At 40.6% G+C, this 19,677-nt stretch carries 20 protein-coding genes and 2 other annotated features; of the genes, 16 read left to right on the top strand and 4 right to left on the bottom strand.

Annotated elements, in window-relative coordinates:
- Positions 1-160 precede the first annotated feature (160 nt).
- Positions 161-411 (top strand) — a binding site (T-box leader).
- A 53-nt stretch (positions 412-464) separates the two neighbouring features.
- Positions 465-717: a binding site (T-box leader), on the top strand.
- Positions 718-842: 125 nt separating this feature from the next.
- Positions 843-1,916 carry a branched-chain amino acid aminotransferase gene (locus tag AC0KTX_RS13500; RefSeq protein ID WP_474252650.1) on the top strand — a complete coding sequence of 358 codons (1,074 nt, stop codon included), beginning with the start codon at positions 843-845 and terminating at the stop codon, positions 1,914-1,916.
- A 99-nt stretch (positions 1,917-2,015) separates the two neighbouring features.
- The gene (locus tag AC0KTX_RS13495; protein WP_474252660.1) at positions 2,016-2,810 is read left to right on the top strand and encodes an HAD family hydrolase; all 795 of its coding nucleotides are present in this window, start codon (positions 2,016-2,018) and stop codon (positions 2,808-2,810) included.
- A gap of 136 nt (positions 2,811-2,946) precedes the next feature.
- Here AC0KTX_RS13495 and AC0KTX_RS13490 read toward each other — a convergent pair whose 3' ends face one another.
- Positions 2,947-3,267: a thioredoxin family protein gene (locus AC0KTX_RS13490; RefSeq protein ID WP_474252649.1), complete on the bottom strand. Its 321-nt coding sequence runs from the start codon at positions 3,265-3,267 to the stop codon at positions 2,947-2,949.
- 126 nt (positions 3,268-3,393) lie between these two features.
- Between AC0KTX_RS13490 and AC0KTX_RS13485 the strand changes: the two genes are divergently transcribed.
- The 5 genes from AC0KTX_RS13485 (at position 3,394) to AC0KTX_RS13465 (ending at position 9,581) form a co-directional block, all read left to right on the top strand.
- Entirely contained in the window at positions 3,394-4,554 is a 1,161-nt protein-coding gene (locus AC0KTX_RS13485) for a D-alanine--D-alanine ligase (RefSeq protein ID WP_474252648.1), read from the top strand.
- A 45-nt stretch (positions 4,555-4,599) separates the two neighbouring features.
- Entirely contained in the window at positions 4,600-5,964 is a 1,365-nt protein-coding gene (locus AC0KTX_RS13480) for a UDP-N-acetylmuramoyl-tripeptide--D-alanyl-D-alanine ligase (protein ID WP_474252647.1), read from the top strand.
- A gap of 223 nt (positions 5,965-6,187) precedes the next feature.
- Positions 6,188-7,564 (top strand): degradosome RNA helicase CshA, encoded by a 1,377-nt coding sequence (gene cshA / locus AC0KTX_RS13475; RefSeq protein WP_474252659.1) that lies wholly within the window; start codon positions 6,188-6,190, stop codon positions 7,562-7,564.
- A gap of 120 nt (positions 7,565-7,684) precedes the next feature.
- The gene (locus tag AC0KTX_RS13470; protein ID WP_474252646.1) at positions 7,685-8,164 is read left to right on the top strand and encodes a PH domain-containing protein; all 480 of its coding nucleotides are present in this window, start codon (positions 7,685-7,687) and stop codon (positions 8,162-8,164) included.
- Positions 8,157-9,581, top strand: coding sequence for a PH domain-containing protein (locus AC0KTX_RS13465; RefSeq protein ID WP_474252645.1), 1,425 nt, complete (start codon positions 8,157-8,159; stop codon positions 9,579-9,581). The genes AC0KTX_RS13470 and AC0KTX_RS13465 overlap by 8 nt, the downstream gene beginning before the upstream one ends.
- A gap of 14 nt (positions 9,582-9,595) precedes the next feature.
- On the opposite strand, the gene AC0KTX_RS13460 is transcribed toward AC0KTX_RS13465, so the two are convergent.
- Entirely contained in the window at positions 9,596-10,312 is a 717-nt protein-coding gene (locus tag AC0KTX_RS13460; RefSeq protein ID WP_474252644.1) for a rhomboid family intramembrane serine protease, read from the bottom strand.
- A gap of 96 nt (positions 10,313-10,408) precedes the next feature.
- Here AC0KTX_RS13460 and acpS point away from each other — a divergent pair, with 96 nt between their 5' ends.
- The gene (gene acpS / locus AC0KTX_RS13455; protein ID WP_474252643.1) at positions 10,409-10,774 is read left to right on the top strand and encodes a holo-ACP synthase; all 366 of its coding nucleotides are present in this window, start codon (positions 10,409-10,411) and stop codon (positions 10,772-10,774) included.
- A gap of 899 nt (positions 10,775-11,673) precedes the next feature.
- Here acpS and AC0KTX_RS13450 read toward each other — a convergent pair.
- A complete protein-coding gene (locus AC0KTX_RS13450; RefSeq protein WP_474252642.1) occupies positions 11,674-12,105 on the bottom strand; it encodes an alpha/beta fold hydrolase in 432 nt (143 codons plus the stop codon).
- Between the two features lie 96 nt (positions 12,106-12,201).
- Between AC0KTX_RS13450 and AC0KTX_RS13445 the strand changes: the two genes are divergently transcribed.
- The 8 genes from AC0KTX_RS13445 (at position 12,202) to AC0KTX_RS13410 (ending at position 19,310) form a co-directional block, all read left to right on the top strand.
- Positions 12,202-12,327, top strand: a complete 126-nt coding sequence (locus AC0KTX_RS13445) for a hypothetical protein (protein WP_474252641.1) — start codon at positions 12,202-12,204, stop codon at positions 12,325-12,327.
- A gap of 126 nt (positions 12,328-12,453) precedes the next feature.
- The gene (locus AC0KTX_RS13440; RefSeq protein ID WP_474252658.1) at positions 12,454-12,687 is read left to right on the top strand and encodes a WCX domain-containing protein; all 234 of its coding nucleotides are present in this window, start codon (positions 12,454-12,456) and stop codon (positions 12,685-12,687) included.
- A gap of 138 nt (positions 12,688-12,825) precedes the next feature.
- On the top strand, positions 12,826-13,851 hold the full coding sequence (locus AC0KTX_RS13435) for an outer membrane lipoprotein-sorting protein (RefSeq protein WP_474252640.1): 1,026 nt from the start codon (positions 12,826-12,828) through the stop codon (positions 13,849-13,851).
- Positions 13,852-13,969: 118 nt separating this feature from the next.
- Positions 13,970-15,160, top strand: a complete 1,191-nt coding sequence (gene alr / locus AC0KTX_RS13430) for an alanine racemase (RefSeq protein ID WP_474252639.1) — start codon at positions 13,970-13,972, stop codon at positions 15,158-15,160.
- A gap of 149 nt (positions 15,161-15,309) precedes the next feature.
- Complete coding sequence (locus AC0KTX_RS13425; RefSeq protein WP_474252638.1) at positions 15,310-15,591, top strand: CopG family ribbon-helix-helix protein; 282 nt, start codon at positions 15,310-15,312, stop codon at positions 15,589-15,591.
- Between the two features lie 4 nt (positions 15,592-15,595).
- Positions 15,596-15,946 (top strand): type II toxin-antitoxin system endoribonuclease NdoA, encoded by a 351-nt coding sequence (gene ndoA, locus AC0KTX_RS13420; protein WP_063388230.1) that lies wholly within the window; start codon positions 15,596-15,598, stop codon positions 15,944-15,946.
- 298 nt (positions 15,947-16,244) lie between these two features.
- Positions 16,245-17,027 (top strand): RNA polymerase sigma factor SigB, encoded by a 783-nt coding sequence (gene sigB, locus AC0KTX_RS13415; protein ID WP_474252657.1) that lies wholly within the window; start codon positions 16,245-16,247, stop codon positions 17,025-17,027.
- A 120-nt stretch (positions 17,028-17,147) separates the two neighbouring features.
- On the top strand, positions 17,148-19,310 hold the full coding sequence (locus tag AC0KTX_RS13410) for a Tex family protein (protein WP_474252637.1): 2,163 nt from the start codon (positions 17,148-17,150) through the stop codon (positions 19,308-19,310).
- A gap of 22 nt (positions 19,311-19,332) precedes the next feature.
- On the opposite strand, the gene cmpA is transcribed toward AC0KTX_RS13410, so the two are convergent.
- Entirely contained in the window at positions 19,333-19,449 is a 117-nt protein-coding gene (gene cmpA, locus AC0KTX_RS13405) for a cortex morphogenetic protein CmpA (protein WP_474252656.1), read from the bottom strand.
- Between the last annotated feature and the right edge of the window lie 228 nt (positions 19,450-19,677).

Below are 19,677 nucleotides of genomic sequence, written 5' to 3'. Positions count from 1 at the left end.
TGTTCATGATCGTCAAAATGTAAAGGGGGCTTTTCTTTCTATATTGTAGGTATGATCAATGGATTGTATTTAAAAAATTATTAGAAAAATCTTGACTTAAAGGGAAAGAGGAGATATAATCATTTTCAAAATTATTTCCTTTATAAATAATATTCAGACAGAAAAGGCAACGAAGAGGAGTAGTAAAAGAGAGCAATGACGCATTAGAGAGCTGATCCTTAGGCTGGAAGGTCAGCCGTTATTCTCTCTTTGAAAGTCGCCTTGGAGCTGTGTTTTAGAAATAGCAGTCTGCTAAAGTATAAAACAACGGATCTTCCGTTATCAAGAAAAGTCATGTACATGACTTGCTGAGTCTGCTGTCTGTGAAGGCGCAGAGAAGTTGAGTGGTACCGCGATAAACTCGTCTCAACAATCCAATAATTACAGGATTGAGACGGGTTTTTTGTTTTGATAAGTTCATATGGGCATAAGCAACGAAAAGGAGTAGTAAAAGAGAGCGATGGCGTAAAAGAGAGCTGGCTCTAAGGCTGAAAGGCCAGCCGTTATCTCTCTTTGAAGATCGCCTTGGAGCTTTGTTTTAGAAATGGCTTTGCTAGCCAAAGTATAAAACAACGGATCTTCCGTTATTAAGAAAAGTCGCCTATCTGACTTGCTGAGTCTGTGTCCTGTGAAGGATGCAGAGAAGCTGGGTGGTACCGCGAAACATTCGCCCCAGCAACAGCCGGCGTGTAATGCGCCAGGTGGTTGCGAGGCGATTTTTTTTTAATTCCATTTCTCATTCAAAGCTGCTGTTATGTCTTCAAAAATTGATTTATGTAAAATAAAGGAAAGGGTGAAGGATCATGCAACAAACCATTGAATTTACGAAGGCAAAACAATTGAAACAAAAGCCGGACATTGAATCATTAGGTTTCGGAAGATATTTTACAGATCATATGTTTGTCATGGATTATCATGATGACAAAGGATGGCACTCGCCAAGAATCGTTCCATATGAACCTTTGGTGCTTTCGCCGTCCGCGATGGTTTTTCATTATGCACAAGCGATTTTTGAAGGATTGAAAGCGTATCGAACAAGCGATGGCCGGACATTGCTGTTTAGACCTGACAAAAATATTGAACGTATGCAGCGCACCTGTGAACGAATGTGTATTCCCCTTCTTGATCAAGAACTTGTCATGGAAGCCCTTCTTCGCCTTGTATCGGTGGAAAAAGACTGGGTTCCGAATAAAGAAGGAACCTCATTATATATTCGGCCGTTTATTATTGCAACCGAGCCGTATTTGGGAGTAAGGCCAGCTTCTCAATATAAGTTTCTGATCATTTTATCGCCGGTTGGAGCCTACTATTCGGGTCGCCAGCTTGTGCCGGTCAAAATATATGTGGAAGATGAATATGTCAGGGCTGTCCAAGGAGGCGTAGGCCATGTCAAAACTTCCGGAAACTATGCCGCCAGCCTTTATGCGCAGAAAAAAGCAGAGGAATTTGGGTATGATCAAGTGTTATGGCTTGATGGAAAAGAGAAAAAATATGTAGAAGAAGTCGGCAGCATGAATATTTTTTTCAAAATTAACGGAGAGGTCTATACGCCAAAATTAAACGGCAGCATTTTAAGCGGTGTGACAAGAGACTCGGTTATTAGGCTAGTAAAAGATTGGGGAGTGCCTGTTCATGAAGAACGGATTTCCATGGAGGATCTTTATCGCGCATATAAAGACGGTCAATTGGAGGAAGTCTTCGGTACAGGCACAGCAGCCGTCATCTCGCCTGTTGGAGAATTGAAATGGAACGAACATAAAATGGTTGTCAACAATGGTGAAACAGGAGAATTTGCGAAAAAACTATATGAAACGATTACAAACATACAATACGGCAAAGTTGACGACAAGTTTGGCTGGACAAAAGAAGTAAAATAAAAGTGCGCTTATCTTGCCAACGGTCTGGCGATCAAAAAGGACATTTGGTAAAATGTTGTTGCAAAACGTGACAGAAATTCGAGAGGAGATCGATGGTTGATTAAAGCTGTATTTTTTGATTTGGATGATACACTTCTTTGGGATGAAAAAAGCGTCAGCGAAACATTTGCGGCCGTTTGTTCAAGAGCGGAACAAAAATATGGGGTGGACGCAAAACAATTAGAAGAAGCGGTGCGCCGTGAAGCAAGGAAACTGTATGAATCATATGAAACTTACCCTTTTACGCAAATGATCGGCATCAATCCGTTTGAAGCGTTGTGGGCCGATTTCAGCGAAATTGTTCATGAACAGTTTGGGAAATTAAACAAATTGGCTCCTGACTACAGAAGAAATGCTTGGACGAACGGTTTGAAAGCCGTTGGTATCGATGATTCGGAATATGGAAAACATTTATCTGACCTTTTTCATGCCGAACGGCGAAAAAGACCGTTTGTATATGATGATACTTTTACAGTATTGGAACAACTGAAAAACAACTATCGTTTGCTTCTATTAACAAACGGTGATCCAAGCTTGCAAAAAGAAAAAATTTCTGGTGTCGAAAAGCTTTCATCTTATTTTCAGCATATCATCATATCGGGCGAATTTGGAAAAGGAAAGCCGGATCCTTCCATTTTCCAGCATGCTTTAAATTTAATGGATGTTGATGCAGAAGAAGCTGTAATGGTCGGAGATAAACTGAGCACAGACATTTTGGGAGCCTCGCGGACAAACATTCGAACCGTTTGGGTTAATCGCAAACAATTGGAGCGAAGCGCCGACGTTGTTCCAGATTATGAGATTCATAAACTTAGCGGCTTGTTGACGATTTTGGATCAATTGGAAAAAGAATAAACATTGTAGCCCCGTCCGTTATCCATTTTCTTGGAGAAATAGGGTTCATGCTTTTTGCAAAAAGAAAGTGCATCAACAGAGCAAAAGAAATGGGCTGGATAGGATGAGAACAAACATCCATATCCAGCCTTTTTGTTTATGTTAAATGGGTTCCGAGAAATTCCTTTACTTCATCAGGTGTTTTGGCATTGGCGCTGTGCAAATGGGCGATTTTTTCGCCGTTTTTAAATATTAAAACGCTTGGAATCCCCATGACTTGATATTTTTCGGAGATATCCGGAAACTCATCTTTGTTGATTTCATACCAGTCATAATGACCGTACTCTTCCAAAACATCCCCAATGAACATATCCATTCTTTTACAATCCGGGCACCAATCGGCAAAAAATTTGACAATCGTTTCTTGATCTCTTCCAATCACTTGATCAAACTGTTCTTTTGTTTCAATTGCTTTCATTGGATTAACCTCCTTCATATGCTATTGTAATTCATGGAAAATAAGAAGTGAAATGTTTTACACGAGAGCATGAAATTATTTTCAACCTCATAACAAAACAAGCTATAAAATGATACAATAAAACAGATGATTTATAAAAAGCAGGAGGAAATGTTTATGACAGTCAAACTAGCGATTGTGTATGGGGGAAAATCTGCGGAGCATCAAGTATCCTTGCAAACTGCCAAGGCAGTGATCAATGCTCTCGATCAAAATAAATTCCAAATTTATCCCATCTATATAACCGAACAAGGTCAATGGGTCAAAGGAAAACAATTGACAGGTCCAGTTGAACATGTAGAGCAATTAAAGCTTGACCAACCACAAAGCGTTTTCGTTCAAAAGGACGCCGGCTCGTTAAAGGTAGACGAAAATGGACAGCTGCCCGCTTCTTTCAGCCAGCAGCTTTTTCATATAAAAAATGCAGACTACAGTGAACAAATCGATATTGTTTTCCCGCTTTTGCACGGGCCAAACGGTGAAGATGGAACAATCCAAGGGATGCTGGAACTGCTGAATATTCCATACGTTGGCAACGGAGTGTTGGCATCGGCCGCAGGGATGGATAAAGTCATCATGAAAAATCTATTTGCCCAAGCAGGCCTCAATCAAGCAAAATACGTTTGGTTTACTCGCCGCGACTGGGAAAAAAACAAAGAAGAAGTTTTTCAAAAGGTAGAAACAGAACTGGGATATCCTTGCTTTGTTAAACCGGCTAATCTCGGTTCCAGCGTAGGCATCAACAAGGCAAAGGACCGAAAATCGCTCAACGAAGCCATTGAAGAAGCTTTTCTTTATGATCGCAAACTCATTATTGAAGAAAGTATTGAAGGGCGGGAAATTGAAATTGGCGTGCTTGGCAACGATGAACCCATCTGTTCGATTGCCGGGGAAATTGCACCGAAAAAAGAATTTTATGATTATAAAGCGAAGTATCTTGATGGGGACACGGAGCTGATTATTCCGGCGGATCTTACGGAAACGGAATACGAAAAAATAAAAGAAATGGCGCTAAAAGCTTTTAAAGCGATTGATGGAGCGGGTCTTGTCCGCGCAGATTTCTTTTTAAAGAAAGACGGTACGCCTTTGATCAATGAAGTCAACACAATGCCTGGGTTTACGCCATTTAGCATGTTCCCCCTTCTCTGGAAGCATACGGGGGTCGATTACCCGGAACTGATTGAGAAACTGGTTCAGCTGGGAATGGAAAGATATGAACAAAAACAGCGGATTAAATACACGTTTTAAATGGGGGCGGTTTTCAATTGTCCCCCTACTGAAAGGAGCAGCAAGATGATCGAAAAAAAATTGATCGAAATTCAACAAATGGCAAACGGTTCAGCTTTAAAAAGGGAATTTGAACAAGTCAATGTAAAAGGAGTGACAACCGATTCCCGTCAAGTCCAAAAGGGAAATTTATTTATCCCGATCATCGGTGAAAAGTTTGACGGGCATGCATTTGTTGAACAAGCTTTTGAAAAAGGAGCTGCTGGATCTTTATGGTCAAAATCCGTTCCAAATCCTCCCAAAGATAAACCGATTATCTATGTGGAGGACACATTAACTGCGCTGCAACATATCGCCAGCAAATATTTAATCGAGGTCAATCCGAAAGTGATTGGCATTACGGGATCAAACGGAAAAACAACGACAAAGGACATGGTGGCTTCTGTAGTCGGAACAACTTACCGAACACATAAAACGATCGGAAACTATAACAATCACATCGGGCTGCCTTTAACGGTTTTAAGCATGCCGGAAAATACAGAAGTCGCCGTTTTAGAAATGGGCATGAATGCCAGAGGGGAAATTGAATTATTATCATCCATTGCAAGGCCTGATATTGCCATTATTACAAACATCGGCGATGCTCATTTGCAGGAATTGGGCTCCAGGGAGGGGATTGCCGAGGCAAAACTTGAAATCTTGAAAGGTCTGAAGCAAGGCGGAACGCTCATTTATCATGGAGATGAACCTTTGTTAAGAAAGGATTATCCTTTTCGGAACAGAACGTTTGGCGAGGGAAATGAAAATGACTTATATCCTTTGTCCGTCAAATTAACAAGAGAAGGAACAGAATTTACAAGCAATATAGCAGATCTCACTTTCTTTATTCCGGTTTTAGGACGCCATAATGTTTTAAATGCATTGGCCGCCATCGCTGCCGGTCAATTGTTGAACGTCGAACTGGAAAATATCCAAAAAGGGCTTCGACAGTTGAAAGCGGCTAATATGCGCCTCGAGCTCATGCAAACGAAAACAGGGGCAACCGTAATCAATGATGCTTACAATGCCAATCCGACGGCCATGAAAGCGGCCATTGACCTTGTTCATGATTTAAGCGGGTATCGAAAAAAAATTCTTGTTTTCGGCGGTATGCTGGAGCTTGGTGAAAGAGAGACCGAGATGCACCAAGAAGTTGGGCTTATGCTCAAGAATAAGGAAATCGATCATTTATTTACATATGGAAAGCTCGGTGAAGAAATAGCAAAAGGAGCAAAAAAAGTAATGGATGAAGACAAGATCCATGTGTTTTTTGACAAACAGAAGTTGATTCATGAGCTTAAGCGTCTTTCTGGAAAGGAAGATCTCATCCTCGTAAAAGCTTCGAGAGGAATAAAATTAGAAGAAGTTGTAAATGCTTTGCTCGGAGAATAAATTATTCCAATTAAAAAACATCTATTTCGGAACAAAGATGTGCAGTTGAAAACAATGATGGGAAATGTTATGATAACACCTACAGTGTGTATAAAAATTTGGCACGTCCCCATAGATGGGACTTTTTTTATCACATAGGATATGAAAAAGGAGTTTGGAAAAATTGACACAATTGTTTCACCAGTTCGGGCTGAGCCAAGAACTTTTAAGATCAATAGAGAGAATGGGGTTTGAAGAGGCGACGCCCATACAAGCGCAGACGATTCCATTAAGTTTGCAAAATAAGGATATCATAGGACAGGCGCAAACAGGAACCGGAAAAACAGCCGCATTTGGGATCCCTTTAGTAGAAAAAATCAATGTTCAACATTCAGCTGTACAAGCAATTGTTATAGCTCCTACACGCGAGCTTGCCATTCAAGTTTCAGAAGAACTTTATAAAATTGGATATGACAAACGAACAAGGGTGCTGCCGGTTTACGGCGGCCAGGACATTAACCGTCAGATTCGAACATTGAAAAAGCGTCCTCATATCATTGTAGGAACACCCGGAAGATTGCTTGATCATATTCGCCGAAATACGTTGAGTCTTGCAGAGGTTCATACCGTTGTGTTAGATGAGGCGGATGAAATGTTGAACATGGGATTTATAGAGGATATTGAACATATTCTTTCGAACGTTCCCGGCGAACGTCAGACCCTTCTGTTTTCAGCGACAATGCCGGATCCCATCAAAGCGATTGCCAAGCGGTTTATGAAACAGCCTGAACATATCCGCATTAAAGCAAAAGAGATGACCGTACCGAATATTCAACAATTTTATTTAGAGGTGGCGGAAAGACAAAAATTTGATGTGCTGACCAGGCTCCTCGATTTACAGTCTCCGGAGCTTGCGATCGTGTTTGGTCGGACGAAGCGCCGGGTTGATGAGCTTTCCGAGGCGCTGAATGTCCGCGGTTATTCTGCGGAAGGTATTCACGGGGATTTGAGCCAAGCAAAACGCCTTTCTGTGCTTCGCAAATTTAAAGAAGGCACGATCGATGTACTCGTCGCAACGGATGTCGCAGCAAGGGGGCTTGACATCTCAGGTGTCACGCACGTTTATAATTTTGATGTCCCTCAAGATCCTGAAAGTTATGTTCACCGGATAGGGCGGACGGGGCGTGCTGGGAAAACAGGACAAGCGATAACATTCATTACAGATAGAGAGCACAGCATATTGGAAAACATCGAAACCATTACCAAGAGAAAGATGGATCAAATGATCCCGCCGACTTTTAACGAAGCGCTTGAAGGAAAACAGAAAATGACGGCGAAAAAAATTCTCGACGTTATGGAAACGGAAGATTTAACTCTTTATGAAAAGGCGGCAAAAGAGCTTTTGGAAAATTATGATGCAACATTAGCGCTCGCTGCGGCAATGAAATTGCTGACCAAAACACCTGATACAACCCCTGTCAAATTAACGGAAGAACCCCCTCTTCCGATAAAAAAAGAGAAAAACCGGCTAAAAAGAAAAAATGATTGGAAAAATAAAAAGACTTCCAAGAAGCATCGGACACATGCAGTCAGATCGAAAAAACGCTCCGTAAAGTCGTGAAATCATAAACATAGGCGGCATTCCAGGCGCAATGGCTGGAATGCTTTTTTTGTGAGCATTGCTGAAACTTTTTTCGACAATCAAACGTATTTTTACAAAAGATGACAAGGAGGGAGAAGGTTGAGAAGTGAACCGAAAAATCGCATTAGTCCAAAGGCCGTTGTAGTATGGCGGATCTCAGCAAGTTTAATCAGCTTCATGATGTTAATCATTTTCATTGCTGCTTCGATTTTTATCTGGAAATTCAATTGGCCAAAGTGGATTATTTTCATTTTAGCAGCTGTTTGGCTGCTATATACCATTTGTTCCATTTTCTTTTTTCCAAAGATTCGTTTAAAAGTATGGCGCTACGAAGTGCATGAACAAGAATTGGATTTGCAGCACGGCTTATTTTCGGTAAAGCGCGTCCTTGTGCCGATGGTGAGGGTGCAGCATGTCGATACGACACAAGGACCGCTTTTGCGAAAATATCATTTAGCCACAGTTACTATTTCTACTGCAGCAACGGTTCATGAAATACCGGCTTTAGAGATGGAGGAAGCCGATCAGCTTCGCGACTACATTTCGAAATTGGTGCGGGAGGCGAAAGAAGATGTTTGAACCGAAGCGATTGCATCCCGTGGCCATGTTGGTAAAAATGGTGAAATCCATAAAAGAAATAATAGCGGCTTTGATTGTGCTTGTTGTCACCAATTTCGGCAATTTCCGCTTTTTGTTAATCGTTGGAACAGCTATAGGAGCCGTATTTATTATTATTTTGAGTATTTTGCATTGGTTGAAATTTACGTACCGTCTCGAAGGAAACGAATTTCGAGTTGAACAAGGAGTATTTTTGAAAAAAAAGCGATATGTCCCTTTTGAAAGAATTCAATCGATCAATATATCTGCCGGCATTATTCAGCGTCTTTTCGGAGTGGTAAATCTCAAGATCGAAACTGCGGGCGGAATGGGAGAAGCTGAAATTGAACTCAGTGCTATTAGTAAAGAAGAAGCAGATCGCATACAGAGAATCATCAAGGAGCAGAAAAACCAAATTCAAGAGGAAAGCGCCGTTCCAACCGATTTGCAAGAAGGGAAGCTTCTATACAAAATAAACTTAAAGGAACTGCTTATTACGGCTGCAACCTCGGGCGGATTAGGCGTCGCTCTATCGATTGTGGCGTTTTTAAGCCAATTCGATGAAATCATTCCGTACGAAAAAATTTTCGAACAGTTGGAGTGGATTACACATGCCAGTTTGACCGTGATTGTGTTTGTATGTTTGTTAGGTCTTTTGCTTGCTTGGGTGTTAAGCTTTATCGGTGTTTTATTAAAATATGGGGATTTCACCATTCGCGAAGAATCCGGTCAGATCATCATATCGCGGGGGATTCTTGAAAGAAAGCAATTTACTATTCCGATCGACCGCATTCAAGCTATAAAAATATCGGAAAATTTGCTGCGCCAGCCGCTTGGATATGCAGCGGTTCATATTGAGACCGCAGGGGGAGGGGATGAAAAAGATATAGAAACTGTTTTGTTTCCTCTCATTCGGAAAAGCCAATTGAAAGAAAAAATCGAAAGCATTCTTGATGTTACAATCCAACAGCAGCTTAACCCGATTCCAAAACGAGCGCTCTATCGGTTATGGCTGCAAGATTTCTTTCTCGATTTAATTGTCATAGTTCCTTTATGCCTGTTTTTGAAACCGTGGGGATATTTATCGCTCCTGCTCATCCCGATTTCTTTTATTTTAGGTTATGGCCAGTATAAAGATTCGGGTTGGCTGATAAATGGAAATGAATTGACTCTTTCTTGCCGTTTAATCAATAAAACAACGGTTGTCCTTGAGAAAAAACGGATACAATCATTGAAAATAAAACAATCTTATTTTCAGCGGAGAAGAAAGTTGGTGTCAGTCGAAGCCAACTTTATTTCAGGATCATTGGGGAACGATGTTACAGTGGACAATCTTGATCAAAATGATGGGATGAAAATTTATCACTGGTTTTCAAGAAGAGAAAAGAACGTTCTTTAGGCTTGGCTCTTTCGTTAAAGTGCGTACAACAAAGCCGCTGTGAGAAACATGAGAACAAAAACCCATAGCCAATATTTTTTCAAAAGCAGCTTTATTTTTCTCTTTTGTTTCGGCTGGTTATAAAACGTGTAATGGATAAATTGCTGTTTTTTTCTGAAAAAAATGGGAGCTAGCAAAAACCCTGAAGCAAGCCCTGCTAAATGGGACACAATATTGACATTGGAATGATGAAACGTGAAAAATAAGGCTATCACCAAAATAATCAAGATTGTTTCGGCGTTTTTACGAACTGTATAGGCTTTTTGATGAAAAAAATAGTAAAGATGCAGACCGAACAATCCAAAGATTGCGCCGGACGCTCCGACATGCATGTAATCCACTGGCATAATCAAAAGCGAAGCGATATTTGCGATCATGCCAATTAACAAGTAAGCAATGACAAAACGAAAGGATGTCAACATTTTTTCCAATGGCGGTGCAAAAATGGCAAACGTTATCGTGTTCATCAAAAGGTGGGAGAAACTTGTATGCAAAAAGATCGGGGTTATGATCCTCCAATATTCTCCCGACCAAATGGCCGCGTTGTATCCGCTGAAAAGTGCGAAGAGCAAGGTGAAAATCGGGAAAGGAAGTTTCATGATAAGCCAAATGCCAATCTGCAGACCGGATATAACCGATACAGCAGGAAAAAGGCGTAGATAGGTTGGGAAATTTTCCGTTCTCCGAAACATGACAACTCTCCTTTGGCCACGGACAAATGTTTTGTACATTCATTTGTATGCTTGCCCTAACATGAATAGTACATATTTAAGAAGGGAAGTGGCAATGTGATTATTGGCATCGGTTTGGATGTGGTGGAAATTCCTCGGTTGAAAGAGATGTATGAACGGAGGCCGAACATAATTGATCGCATCTTAACAGACCGTGAAAAAGAAAAGTTTCGTAGTCTCAGCGAAAAAAGAAAAATGGAGTTTTTAGGTGGGAGATTTGCGGCGAAAGAGGCTTTTAGCAAAGCAATCGGGACAGGAATCGGACAAAACGTCGGTTTTTTGGATATTGAAATTGTAAATGACGAAAAAGGAAAACCGAACATTTTGCAAAACGTGACAACTGACAAAGTCCATGTATCAATTACGCATACACAGCAATTTGTCGCAGCCCAGGTCATCATTGAGGGCATGTCAAGCTGCTAAATTGTGATCAATTTAAAGTTCTTACGTCCTTTTGGTGAAAAGTCGAGATAATTGAGAATGAGAAACTAAAAAATTCTATTTGCACACTAATTTTTCTTAATTAACTCCTTCCTATCATCAAGATTGCGTAAGAACCAATTTAAATTGATCCTAGTTTTTTATAAAAAGCTTGCATAGCAATTTACCACTCTTGAGGAAACATGGTAAACGCAGTATAGTCATCCGAGTGGATTGTTTGAACATGTTTAGACCAATAAGTTGAAGTCCACTGTACAAATGTGATCGCATACGTGCTGAAAAGGAATCCGGGAGTTTTGTATGCCAATACGATAGCAGAAGGTTGGAAACTTTTATGACTGTTTCTTCCTGTCAAGATATTGCAAGCCGTCCGTGTAAATACAAAACCGGAGCGGTATGTCGAGGTAATGTGCGCTCCGGGTTGATGACGGCTGCTTGTCATTGCGATTCCCAGGCGTTGTAAATGGCGGGTTCATTTATATCCATTTATGCGGATCCCTCTTTGCAAACGAAACTTATTCGGTGGTATATTTCTTTTCTTTCACTTTGTCAAGAAATTTTTTTACTACCCGATAAAATCCATCTGGATCCTCTATATGAGGAGCATGACCGCAGTTTTCAAATACTTTAAGTTCCGTGTTCGGCCTTCTTGATACCATAAGTTCAGCTTGTCTCAAATCTAAAACAAAGCTTTTTTGCCGTGAATCAGTAAAATAGGGCAAGCCCCATTCAGATTTTATTGGGAAATCTTCATTCCTTTTAAATCAGAGCAAAATCCCCAACCTTTTTCATCCTCAAAAACGCTTTCTAAAAAATAATCTTTCGCCTTCACTCCTGCGCGTTCAAGGGAAACTCTCAGATCTTTTCAAGATGCGGCACGTCTAGGGAGCTTTTCTGCAAAAGATAAGTCGCTGTAGATTGTCTTCCACACTGACCCCTTTTACTAGCTCAGGGTAACGTGAAGCAAACTGATTAGCGTTCACTCCGCCTAAAGAATGCCCTAATAAAATGACAGGTCGTCCGCCTAATTCATAGCTAATCAAGTTAAAAATATCATTTAAGTAACTTTCTCTTGAATAATCCATATCAGGGGGGTGTTCGCTCCAACGGTGTCCGCGCTGGTCTAAGCCAATGATTCTCCACCCTTTTAATTTAGCTGACAATCGAGAAAACGTTCTTGCATCATTCATATGTCCGTGCAGCATGACAAGAACTTGTTCGTTTTCTCCGCCATATTCAAGGTAAGAAAGGTTAAGCTTTCCTGATTTAAAATATTTTCTTGTTAACGGGTTGTTGTCATGAGAATGATTCATTCCTTCTCCTCCCAATCAGAAAAAATAATTTGCTTATCAACTCAAACATATAATAGTGACAAATATTGTCATAATTAAAAGGTTGGAGCAAATAACATGTCCAAAACAAAAAGATTTTTGGAATTAATGATGACGGTTTACCAAAAAATGAAGAAAACAAGCCGGGAAATACAAACAATTGGAATTTATACAAGAAACGGCCTGTGGTACTGTGAGCAATGATTTCCGTGTGTTCCGCTGTGACCGGATTCAATCTGTCGCCCAATCAACATAAAAGCCGATGGATCTTAGCCATATTCATCTTGGGAATAGAGAGGCAAGCAGGAGTATGTCACTGTTTTTGCGGAACTGACGAAAGAGGGCGTTCAAGCATGCGAAGCAGAGCCTTGGCCAGTACCCGAACTTCATATTCGCAAAGATGGAACCGGATGGTTGAAGGTAACATTGCGAGAAGTGATATTCCGTTTTTTTTTCAAATTCTTTATTGGTTTAGGCAACGAAGTGAAGGTGAAGGAGCCGAGGGAACTTTTGGATTACATTCATAAATATTTGACTGAATTGATCGCCAAATATGTTCATTAATGCGCTTCAAAGCTCGTCAAACCCGTCCGCATATTTGTTGCCTTTGTCTCATATAGATGTATTGCAGTAGGAAGACGAGTCAGGATCGGCCAACTGACTGAACGAAACTTCCATTTTATGTTATATGAGGCAAAGGGGTTGAAAATTTTGAGGAGAACCTTAATATTGGTGATTGTCGGTATGTTGGCGGCCGGTTTATTATCCGCCTGCGGAGCAAAGTCAAAAGAAGAAGTGGCGAGCGCATTGAATAAAAAAGTGGAAGAGTTGAAAGGGTATAAGGTCCAAGCAAAAATGGAAATTCAAACTTCAGACGAGCCGATCATGTATGAGATGGAAATTTGGCACAAAAAACCTCATTATTACCGGGTGCAACTGAATAACGCCCAAAAAAACCAGAGTCAAATTATTTTAAGAAATGATGATGGAGTTTTTGTCCTAACTCCCGCCTTGAACAAAAGTTTTCGCTTCCAGAGCGATTGGCCGAACAATTCCAGCCAGGCCTATCTTTATGAGTCTCTTGTCAAGGATGTTTTGAAAGATAAGGAGGCAACATTTCAAACGGGCGAAAATGATTACGTATATGAAACGAAAACAAATTACACACACAATCAAATGCTCCCTTATCAAGAAGTGGCTTTTCATAAAAAGGATTTAACACCTTCTTATGTTAAGGTGATGGACGTTGATCGAAATCCGCTCGTCACAGTTAAGTTTTCCAATTTTGAATGGAATCCTAAGTTTGATGATAATGCATTTGAATTGGAAAAAACGATGTCCAACGCCCAGGTTGACATCCCCGTTTTAGCGCGATCATCGAATGAACCGCTTGTTGTTTTATATCCTGTTGCCGAAAGTCTGCCGGAAGGAACGAGCCTTGTTGAAGAAAAAGAAGTAAAAACAGTAAACGGGAAACGCGTCGTATTAACATACGGCGGCGAAAAATCGTTTACCCTCATTGAAGAGCAGGCAGAAGCTGCGCCCGTTGCATCGTCGGAATTTGTCAGCGGAGAACTGATCGACTTAGGATTTACTGTTGGCGCCCTTACGGAAAATTCGCTTTCTTGGACATATGATGGGGTTGATTATATGCTTGCGTCAAACGAGCTTTCGCAGGAAGAAATGATTTCAGTCGCCCGCTCCGTCCAAGCCCAATCGGGAAAATAGTTGAATCATCTTCTTTGCATGGCAAGGAAGTAAGATAATATTTGAGCGGCAGTCAGGATCTTTTCCTTTGCCGCTCTCGTTTTTTCTTCCCTACTGTTAAATACTCGCAGGTGTTATAATGGAAATGGAAAAACTCGCAATCGTTGGAGATGAACTCAAAATGCAAAACTATTTTCGGGATACATGGGCTGAAGTGAACCTAGACAACATCGAAGCAAACGTTCAAGCCTTAAAAAAACATTTGCCTGGCAGCACTGAAATCATAGCGGTTGTAAAAGCTAATGCATATGGCCACGGCGATTTGGAAGTAGCGCAAACGGCTTTGTCTGCAGGCGCAACTTGGCTGGCTGTTGCATTTCTGGATGAAGCTTTGAAGCTTAGACGACAAGGAATAGATGCTCCCATTCTTGTGTTGGGAGCAGTGCGTCCGAGAGATATTTCAACAGCCGGCGCCTATAACATTAGTGTTGCCGCCTACTCTTATGAATGGCTCGTAGAAGCGGAAAAATATGCATCATCCAAAACCGCCCGCATTCATTTAAAATTAGATACAGGGATGGGGCGGATTGGTATAAGGGATCGTCATGAACTTGAAAAGACTTTGTCCTTTATTCAAAACCACCAATCCTTTCATTTGGAAGGGGTTTTCACCCATTTTGCTACGGCAGACGAACTTGATACAACCTATTTTGATCTTCAATATAGACGTTTGCTGGATTTATTGGAAATGATTGAAACGAAAGGGATTATCGTGCATTGTGCAAACAGTGCCACAAGCCTTCGATTCCCTGAAAAAGTCTTCAATGCCGTCCGCTTCGGAATCTCAATGTACGGCTTGTCGCCTTCAAATGCCATGAAAAACATGCTGCCTTTTCCTTTGCAAGAAGCTTTTTCTCTCCACTCCTCCATTATTCATATTAAAAAGGTCAATAAAGGCGAGAAAATCAGCTATGGTGCAACTTATGAGGCAAAAGAAGATGAATGGATAGGAACGGTGCCAATCGGATATGCCGATGGGTGGATTCGAAAATTGACCGGAACGGAAGTCCTGGTGGATGGAGAACGCGTTCCTATTGTTGGCCGCATATGCATGGATCAATTGATGATCAGGCTTCCTGAAAAAAAGCCGATCGGAACAAAAGTAACGTTGATCGGCCGGCAAGGCCAAGAGATGATATCGGTTGATGAGGTGGCGGATCGGCTTGAAACGATTAATTATGAAATCCCATGCATGATTAATTGGCGTGTTCCCCGAATATATATAAAAGGAGGAAACAGAATAGACGTAAAAAATCCTCTTTTGTTTTAAAAAAATTAGTTGCCGTGAATAAAAAAAATATAAAAAAGCTGATAATATTGAAGAAATTATTCGAAAAATGGCTTTGCTTCCATAAATAGAAATGATATCATGGTAATTGGAATGAATCGGCTTTGCAGGAACGGTGGAGGTGTATTTTTGTGTCTGAATCCAGCGCAACAACAGAAATTTTAGTTCGATTACCGCAAGCTCTTGTTTCCGAGCTTGATGGAATCGTTAAACAAGAAAATGTCAATCGGAATGAATTTATTTATCAGGCAACAAAAATGTATTTGCGGGAGCGAAAAAAACGCCAAATTCGCGAATCTATGAGACGAGGCTATATGGAAATGGCGAAAATTAATTTAAATATTGCTTCGGAGGCTTTTTTAGCAGAATATGAAGCTGAACACACCGTTGAACGCTTAGTTAGCGGGGGGTAATCTTTTGATTGTTAAACGCGGCGACGTTTATTTTGCTGATTTATCCCCTGTTGTTGGTTCAGAGCAAGGAGGCGTGCGTCCGGTCCTAATCATTCAAAATGATATCGGGAATCGTTTCAGTCCAACGGTGATCGTAGCTGCCATAACAGCGCAAATTCAAAAGGCCAAATTGCCGACACATGTTGAGATAGATGCAAAAAAATACGGATTTGAACGGGACTCGGTCATTTTGCTTGAACAAATTCGAACAATTGATAAACAGCGATTAACGGATAAAATAACCCATCTTGACGATGAGATGATGGATAAAGTGGACGATGCCTTGCAAATCAGTCTAGGACTGATTGATTTTTAACCCCCGCCACCGGAAGGCAGCGTGGGCATCATGATAAGAAAACGAACAAACCACAGTTATCAAAAACTGTGGTATTTTTCTTTTTCCTTGTTTTCGTAAGCGGATGATTGCATGAAAACATGAAATCATGTATCGCATATGAACAGATGACTCTCCTCCGTTCCTTTCAAAGACATAACGGAAGACAGTATAGGTTTATTATTCATTGTGACGCTTATGGATAATCCGAAAATTATGGAGGATTCCGGGGTATCGTTCAAATGAAGAAGCTGTTTTAGCAGGGAGCGATTAGAAAATGATGCAATCTCAAAAACGGAAACCAAATCATAACAAAATACGTGAGCTCATTCGCCAGTTTCAGGAAAACGATGATGAAAGCGCCCAGGAACGACTTGTTGCGCATTATCAACCTCTTGTAGCCTATTTGGCGAAAAAGTATTCGAATGCAAAAACATGTAAAGAGGATTTAATTCAAGTAGGCATGATCGGTTTATTTGGAGCTATTCGCAGGTTTGACCTCTCTTCCGGAAAACCGTTTGAAACGTATGCCGTTCCCACTATTATCGGTGAGATGAAGAGGCATCTTCGTGACAAAACATGGAGCGTTCATGTTCCCCGGAAAATGAAGGAACTTGGGTCGAAAATAAATTCAGCAGTTGATGAGCTGACAAAAACATTACAGCGTTCGCCGAAAGTGGGGGAAATAGCGGATTATTTGGAAGAAGAGGAAGAAGATGTGCTGCAAGCAATGGAAATAGGAAAAAATTATCAAGTGCTGTCTGTCGATCATTCGTTTAAAGCGGACAAGGACGGAGGCACAACGACCATTTTAGACGTTGTCGGACAAAATGAAATAGGTTATGAACATATCAACCAAAAGTTGACTCTCGAAAGCGCCTTGCCAATCTTAACAGAAAGGGAGCGAAAAATTATTCAACACTCGTTTTACCATAACCGCAGCCAGAAGGAAATCGGCAAAATATTGGGTATATTGCAAATGCATGTATCTAGACTTCTTCGCCAAGCGCTGAAAAAACTTAAAAAAGCTATGCAAAATGATCTGGCAGGGGCAGGAAAATAATGTGTCAAAGCTAGATGCTTAGCCGAATTTTTTTAAACGGGGAAGAAAATTCAGCTGCCTGTGAAGAAGTCTTTTTTGCTAGAATGTTGGTAGAAATGAAAGGAAAGCGGAGGCTGTTATATGAAAAAAGATGAAAATATATTACAGGCATTAAGCAAAGAGTTGTCAATATCACAGAAACAGATCGAAAACGTCATCACTTTGCTTGAGGAAGGAAATACGGTTCCTTTTATAGCAAGGTATAGAAAAGAACAAACCGGTGCATTAAATGAAGTAGAGATTCGAAACATAAATGAACGCTGGCAATATTTGCAAAACCTTGAATCGAGAAAAGAAGAAGTCATCCGCCTTATTGAAGAACAAGGAAAACTGACAGATTCTTTAAAAAAGGCGATACTTGCTGCCAACAAATTGCAGCAAGTGGAAGATTTATACCGTCCTTTTCGACAAAAGAGAAGAACGAAAGCAACGATCGCAAAAGAAAAAGGTTTGGAACCTTTGGCAAAATGGATTTATTCATTGCCGCTTGAAGGCGCGATAGAGGACGTGGCAAAAAAATACATTATTATAGAGAAAGACGTTCATACTGTTGAAGATGCGATCAATGGCGCAAAGGACATTATAGCCGAATGGATAGCGGACGATCCGGATCTTCGCCAATGGATACGAGAAAAAACGAAGAACGAAGGGATCATCTCTTCGGTGGAAAAAGGCGAAGAATTAGATGAAAAAAAGGTATTCGAAATGTATTACGATTATAAGGAACCGATCAAAAAAATCGTTCCGCATCGTGTGTTAGCCTTAAACCGCGGTGAAAAAGAAGGAATATTAAAAGTGTCCATTGAGCCGCCGGTTGAACAAATTTTGTCTTATTTGGAGAAAAAAGTTATAACAAATGATAAGACAATTGTTAGAGAGATTTTATCAGAAACATTGGAAGATGCTTTTAGACGGCTCATCCAGCCTTCGATTGAGCGGGAAATCCGAAAAGAACTGACGGAAAAGGCAGAAGACCAAGCGATTCGCATTTTTTCTGAAAATTTACGAAAACTCCTTCTTCAGCCGCCATTAAAGGGGATGATGGTGTTGGGCATCGACCCCGCTTATCGTACAGGATGCAAGCTTGCGGCCGTAGACGAAACAGGGAAAGTTCTTCACATCGATGTCATTTATCCGCATCCTCCAAAAAATGAGCTTGAAAAAGCAAAGGAAAAGCTTATAGATATTATTAAACGATTTCATATAGAAGTGATTGCCATCGGCAACGGCACGGCATCTAGAGAAACGGAACAATTTGTGGCTGATACAATCAAAGAACTGGCGGATGATGTCTATTATTTAATTGTCAATGAAGCCGGGGCGAGCGTTTATTCTGCTTCTGATTTGGCAAGAGAGGAATTTCCTGATCTGCAAGTTGAAGAGCGAAGTGCAGTGTCAATTGCCAGAAGACTTCAAGATCCGCTTGCCGAGTTGGTTAAAATTGATCCAAAGTCAGTTGGTGTTGGCCAGTATCAGCACGATGTCTCCCAGAAGAAATTAAATGAATCATTAACTTTTGTCGTGGAAACGGTTGTGAACCAAGTGGGGGTCAACGTCAACACCGCTTCCCCATCTTTGCTGCAATATGTTTCGGGATTATCGAAAACAGTGGCTAATAATATTGTAAAACGAAGAGAAGAAATCGGAAAATTTGTCAACCGCCGCGACTTAAAAAGTATTCCTAGACTTGGCGAGAAAACGTACGAACAATGCATTGGCTTTTTAAGAATATTAGATGGAGATGATCCGCTTGATCGGACAAGCATTCATCCTGAAAGTTATGAAGAAGCCCGGAAGCTCTTGGCAAGCTTATCATTAACCGTTGAAGACATTGGCACTGATCGGTTAAAACAAAAAATAAAATCGTTAAATATTCAAGAGACCTCAAAGCAATTAAATATTGGTGAATATACATTGAAAGACATATGCGATGCTTTAATGAGGCCGGAACGGGATCCTCGTGATGAAGTTCCAAAGCCGATTTTGAAGAAAGACGTGCTAAAACTTGAAGATTTAAAAGAGGGAATGGAACTGCAAGGGACAGTAAGAAATGTTGTCGATTTCGGCGTGTTTGTTGATATTGGCGTTAAACAAGATGGGCTCGTTCATATTTCTAAGCTAAGCAAACAATATGTAAAACATCCGTTGGACGTTGTCTCAGTCGGAGACATTGTCACAGTTTGGGTAGACAGCGTGGATGTGAAAAAAGGCCGTATATCTTTAACAATGGTCAATGAATCATGAAGCAACAAAAAAAACACTGCCATCATTGTGAGCAGTGTTTTTTTCTATAAAAAAACCAACATTGATTTAATAGCTTGATCTGATAAAGATTTTTTTCATAAAACGCCTTTTTCATTTGATTTATAAGCCAATTCGGCATTTTCAATCATACCTCCTTGGTTTTATATGGCTAGAAAAACCTGCACATGATAAAATAATATATGAAGAAAACAAGACGTCATCGGCAACGAATACTGATAAAGTTATTGTATGCAGCCAGATATTGTCCTGTTCGCATGTTTTAAAGTAGGGATTCATCACCACTTTTTGTGATTTTGGCAAAAAAGAAGAAAACACTTACGAAAACCTGGCAATAATGTTAGCTACC

It is taken from the genome of Aeribacillus sp. JST-2 (assembly GCF_056032925.1).
The sequence above is the reverse complement of the archived record's forward strand: the minus strand, read 5'-3'. Positions and strand labels throughout refer to the sequence as shown.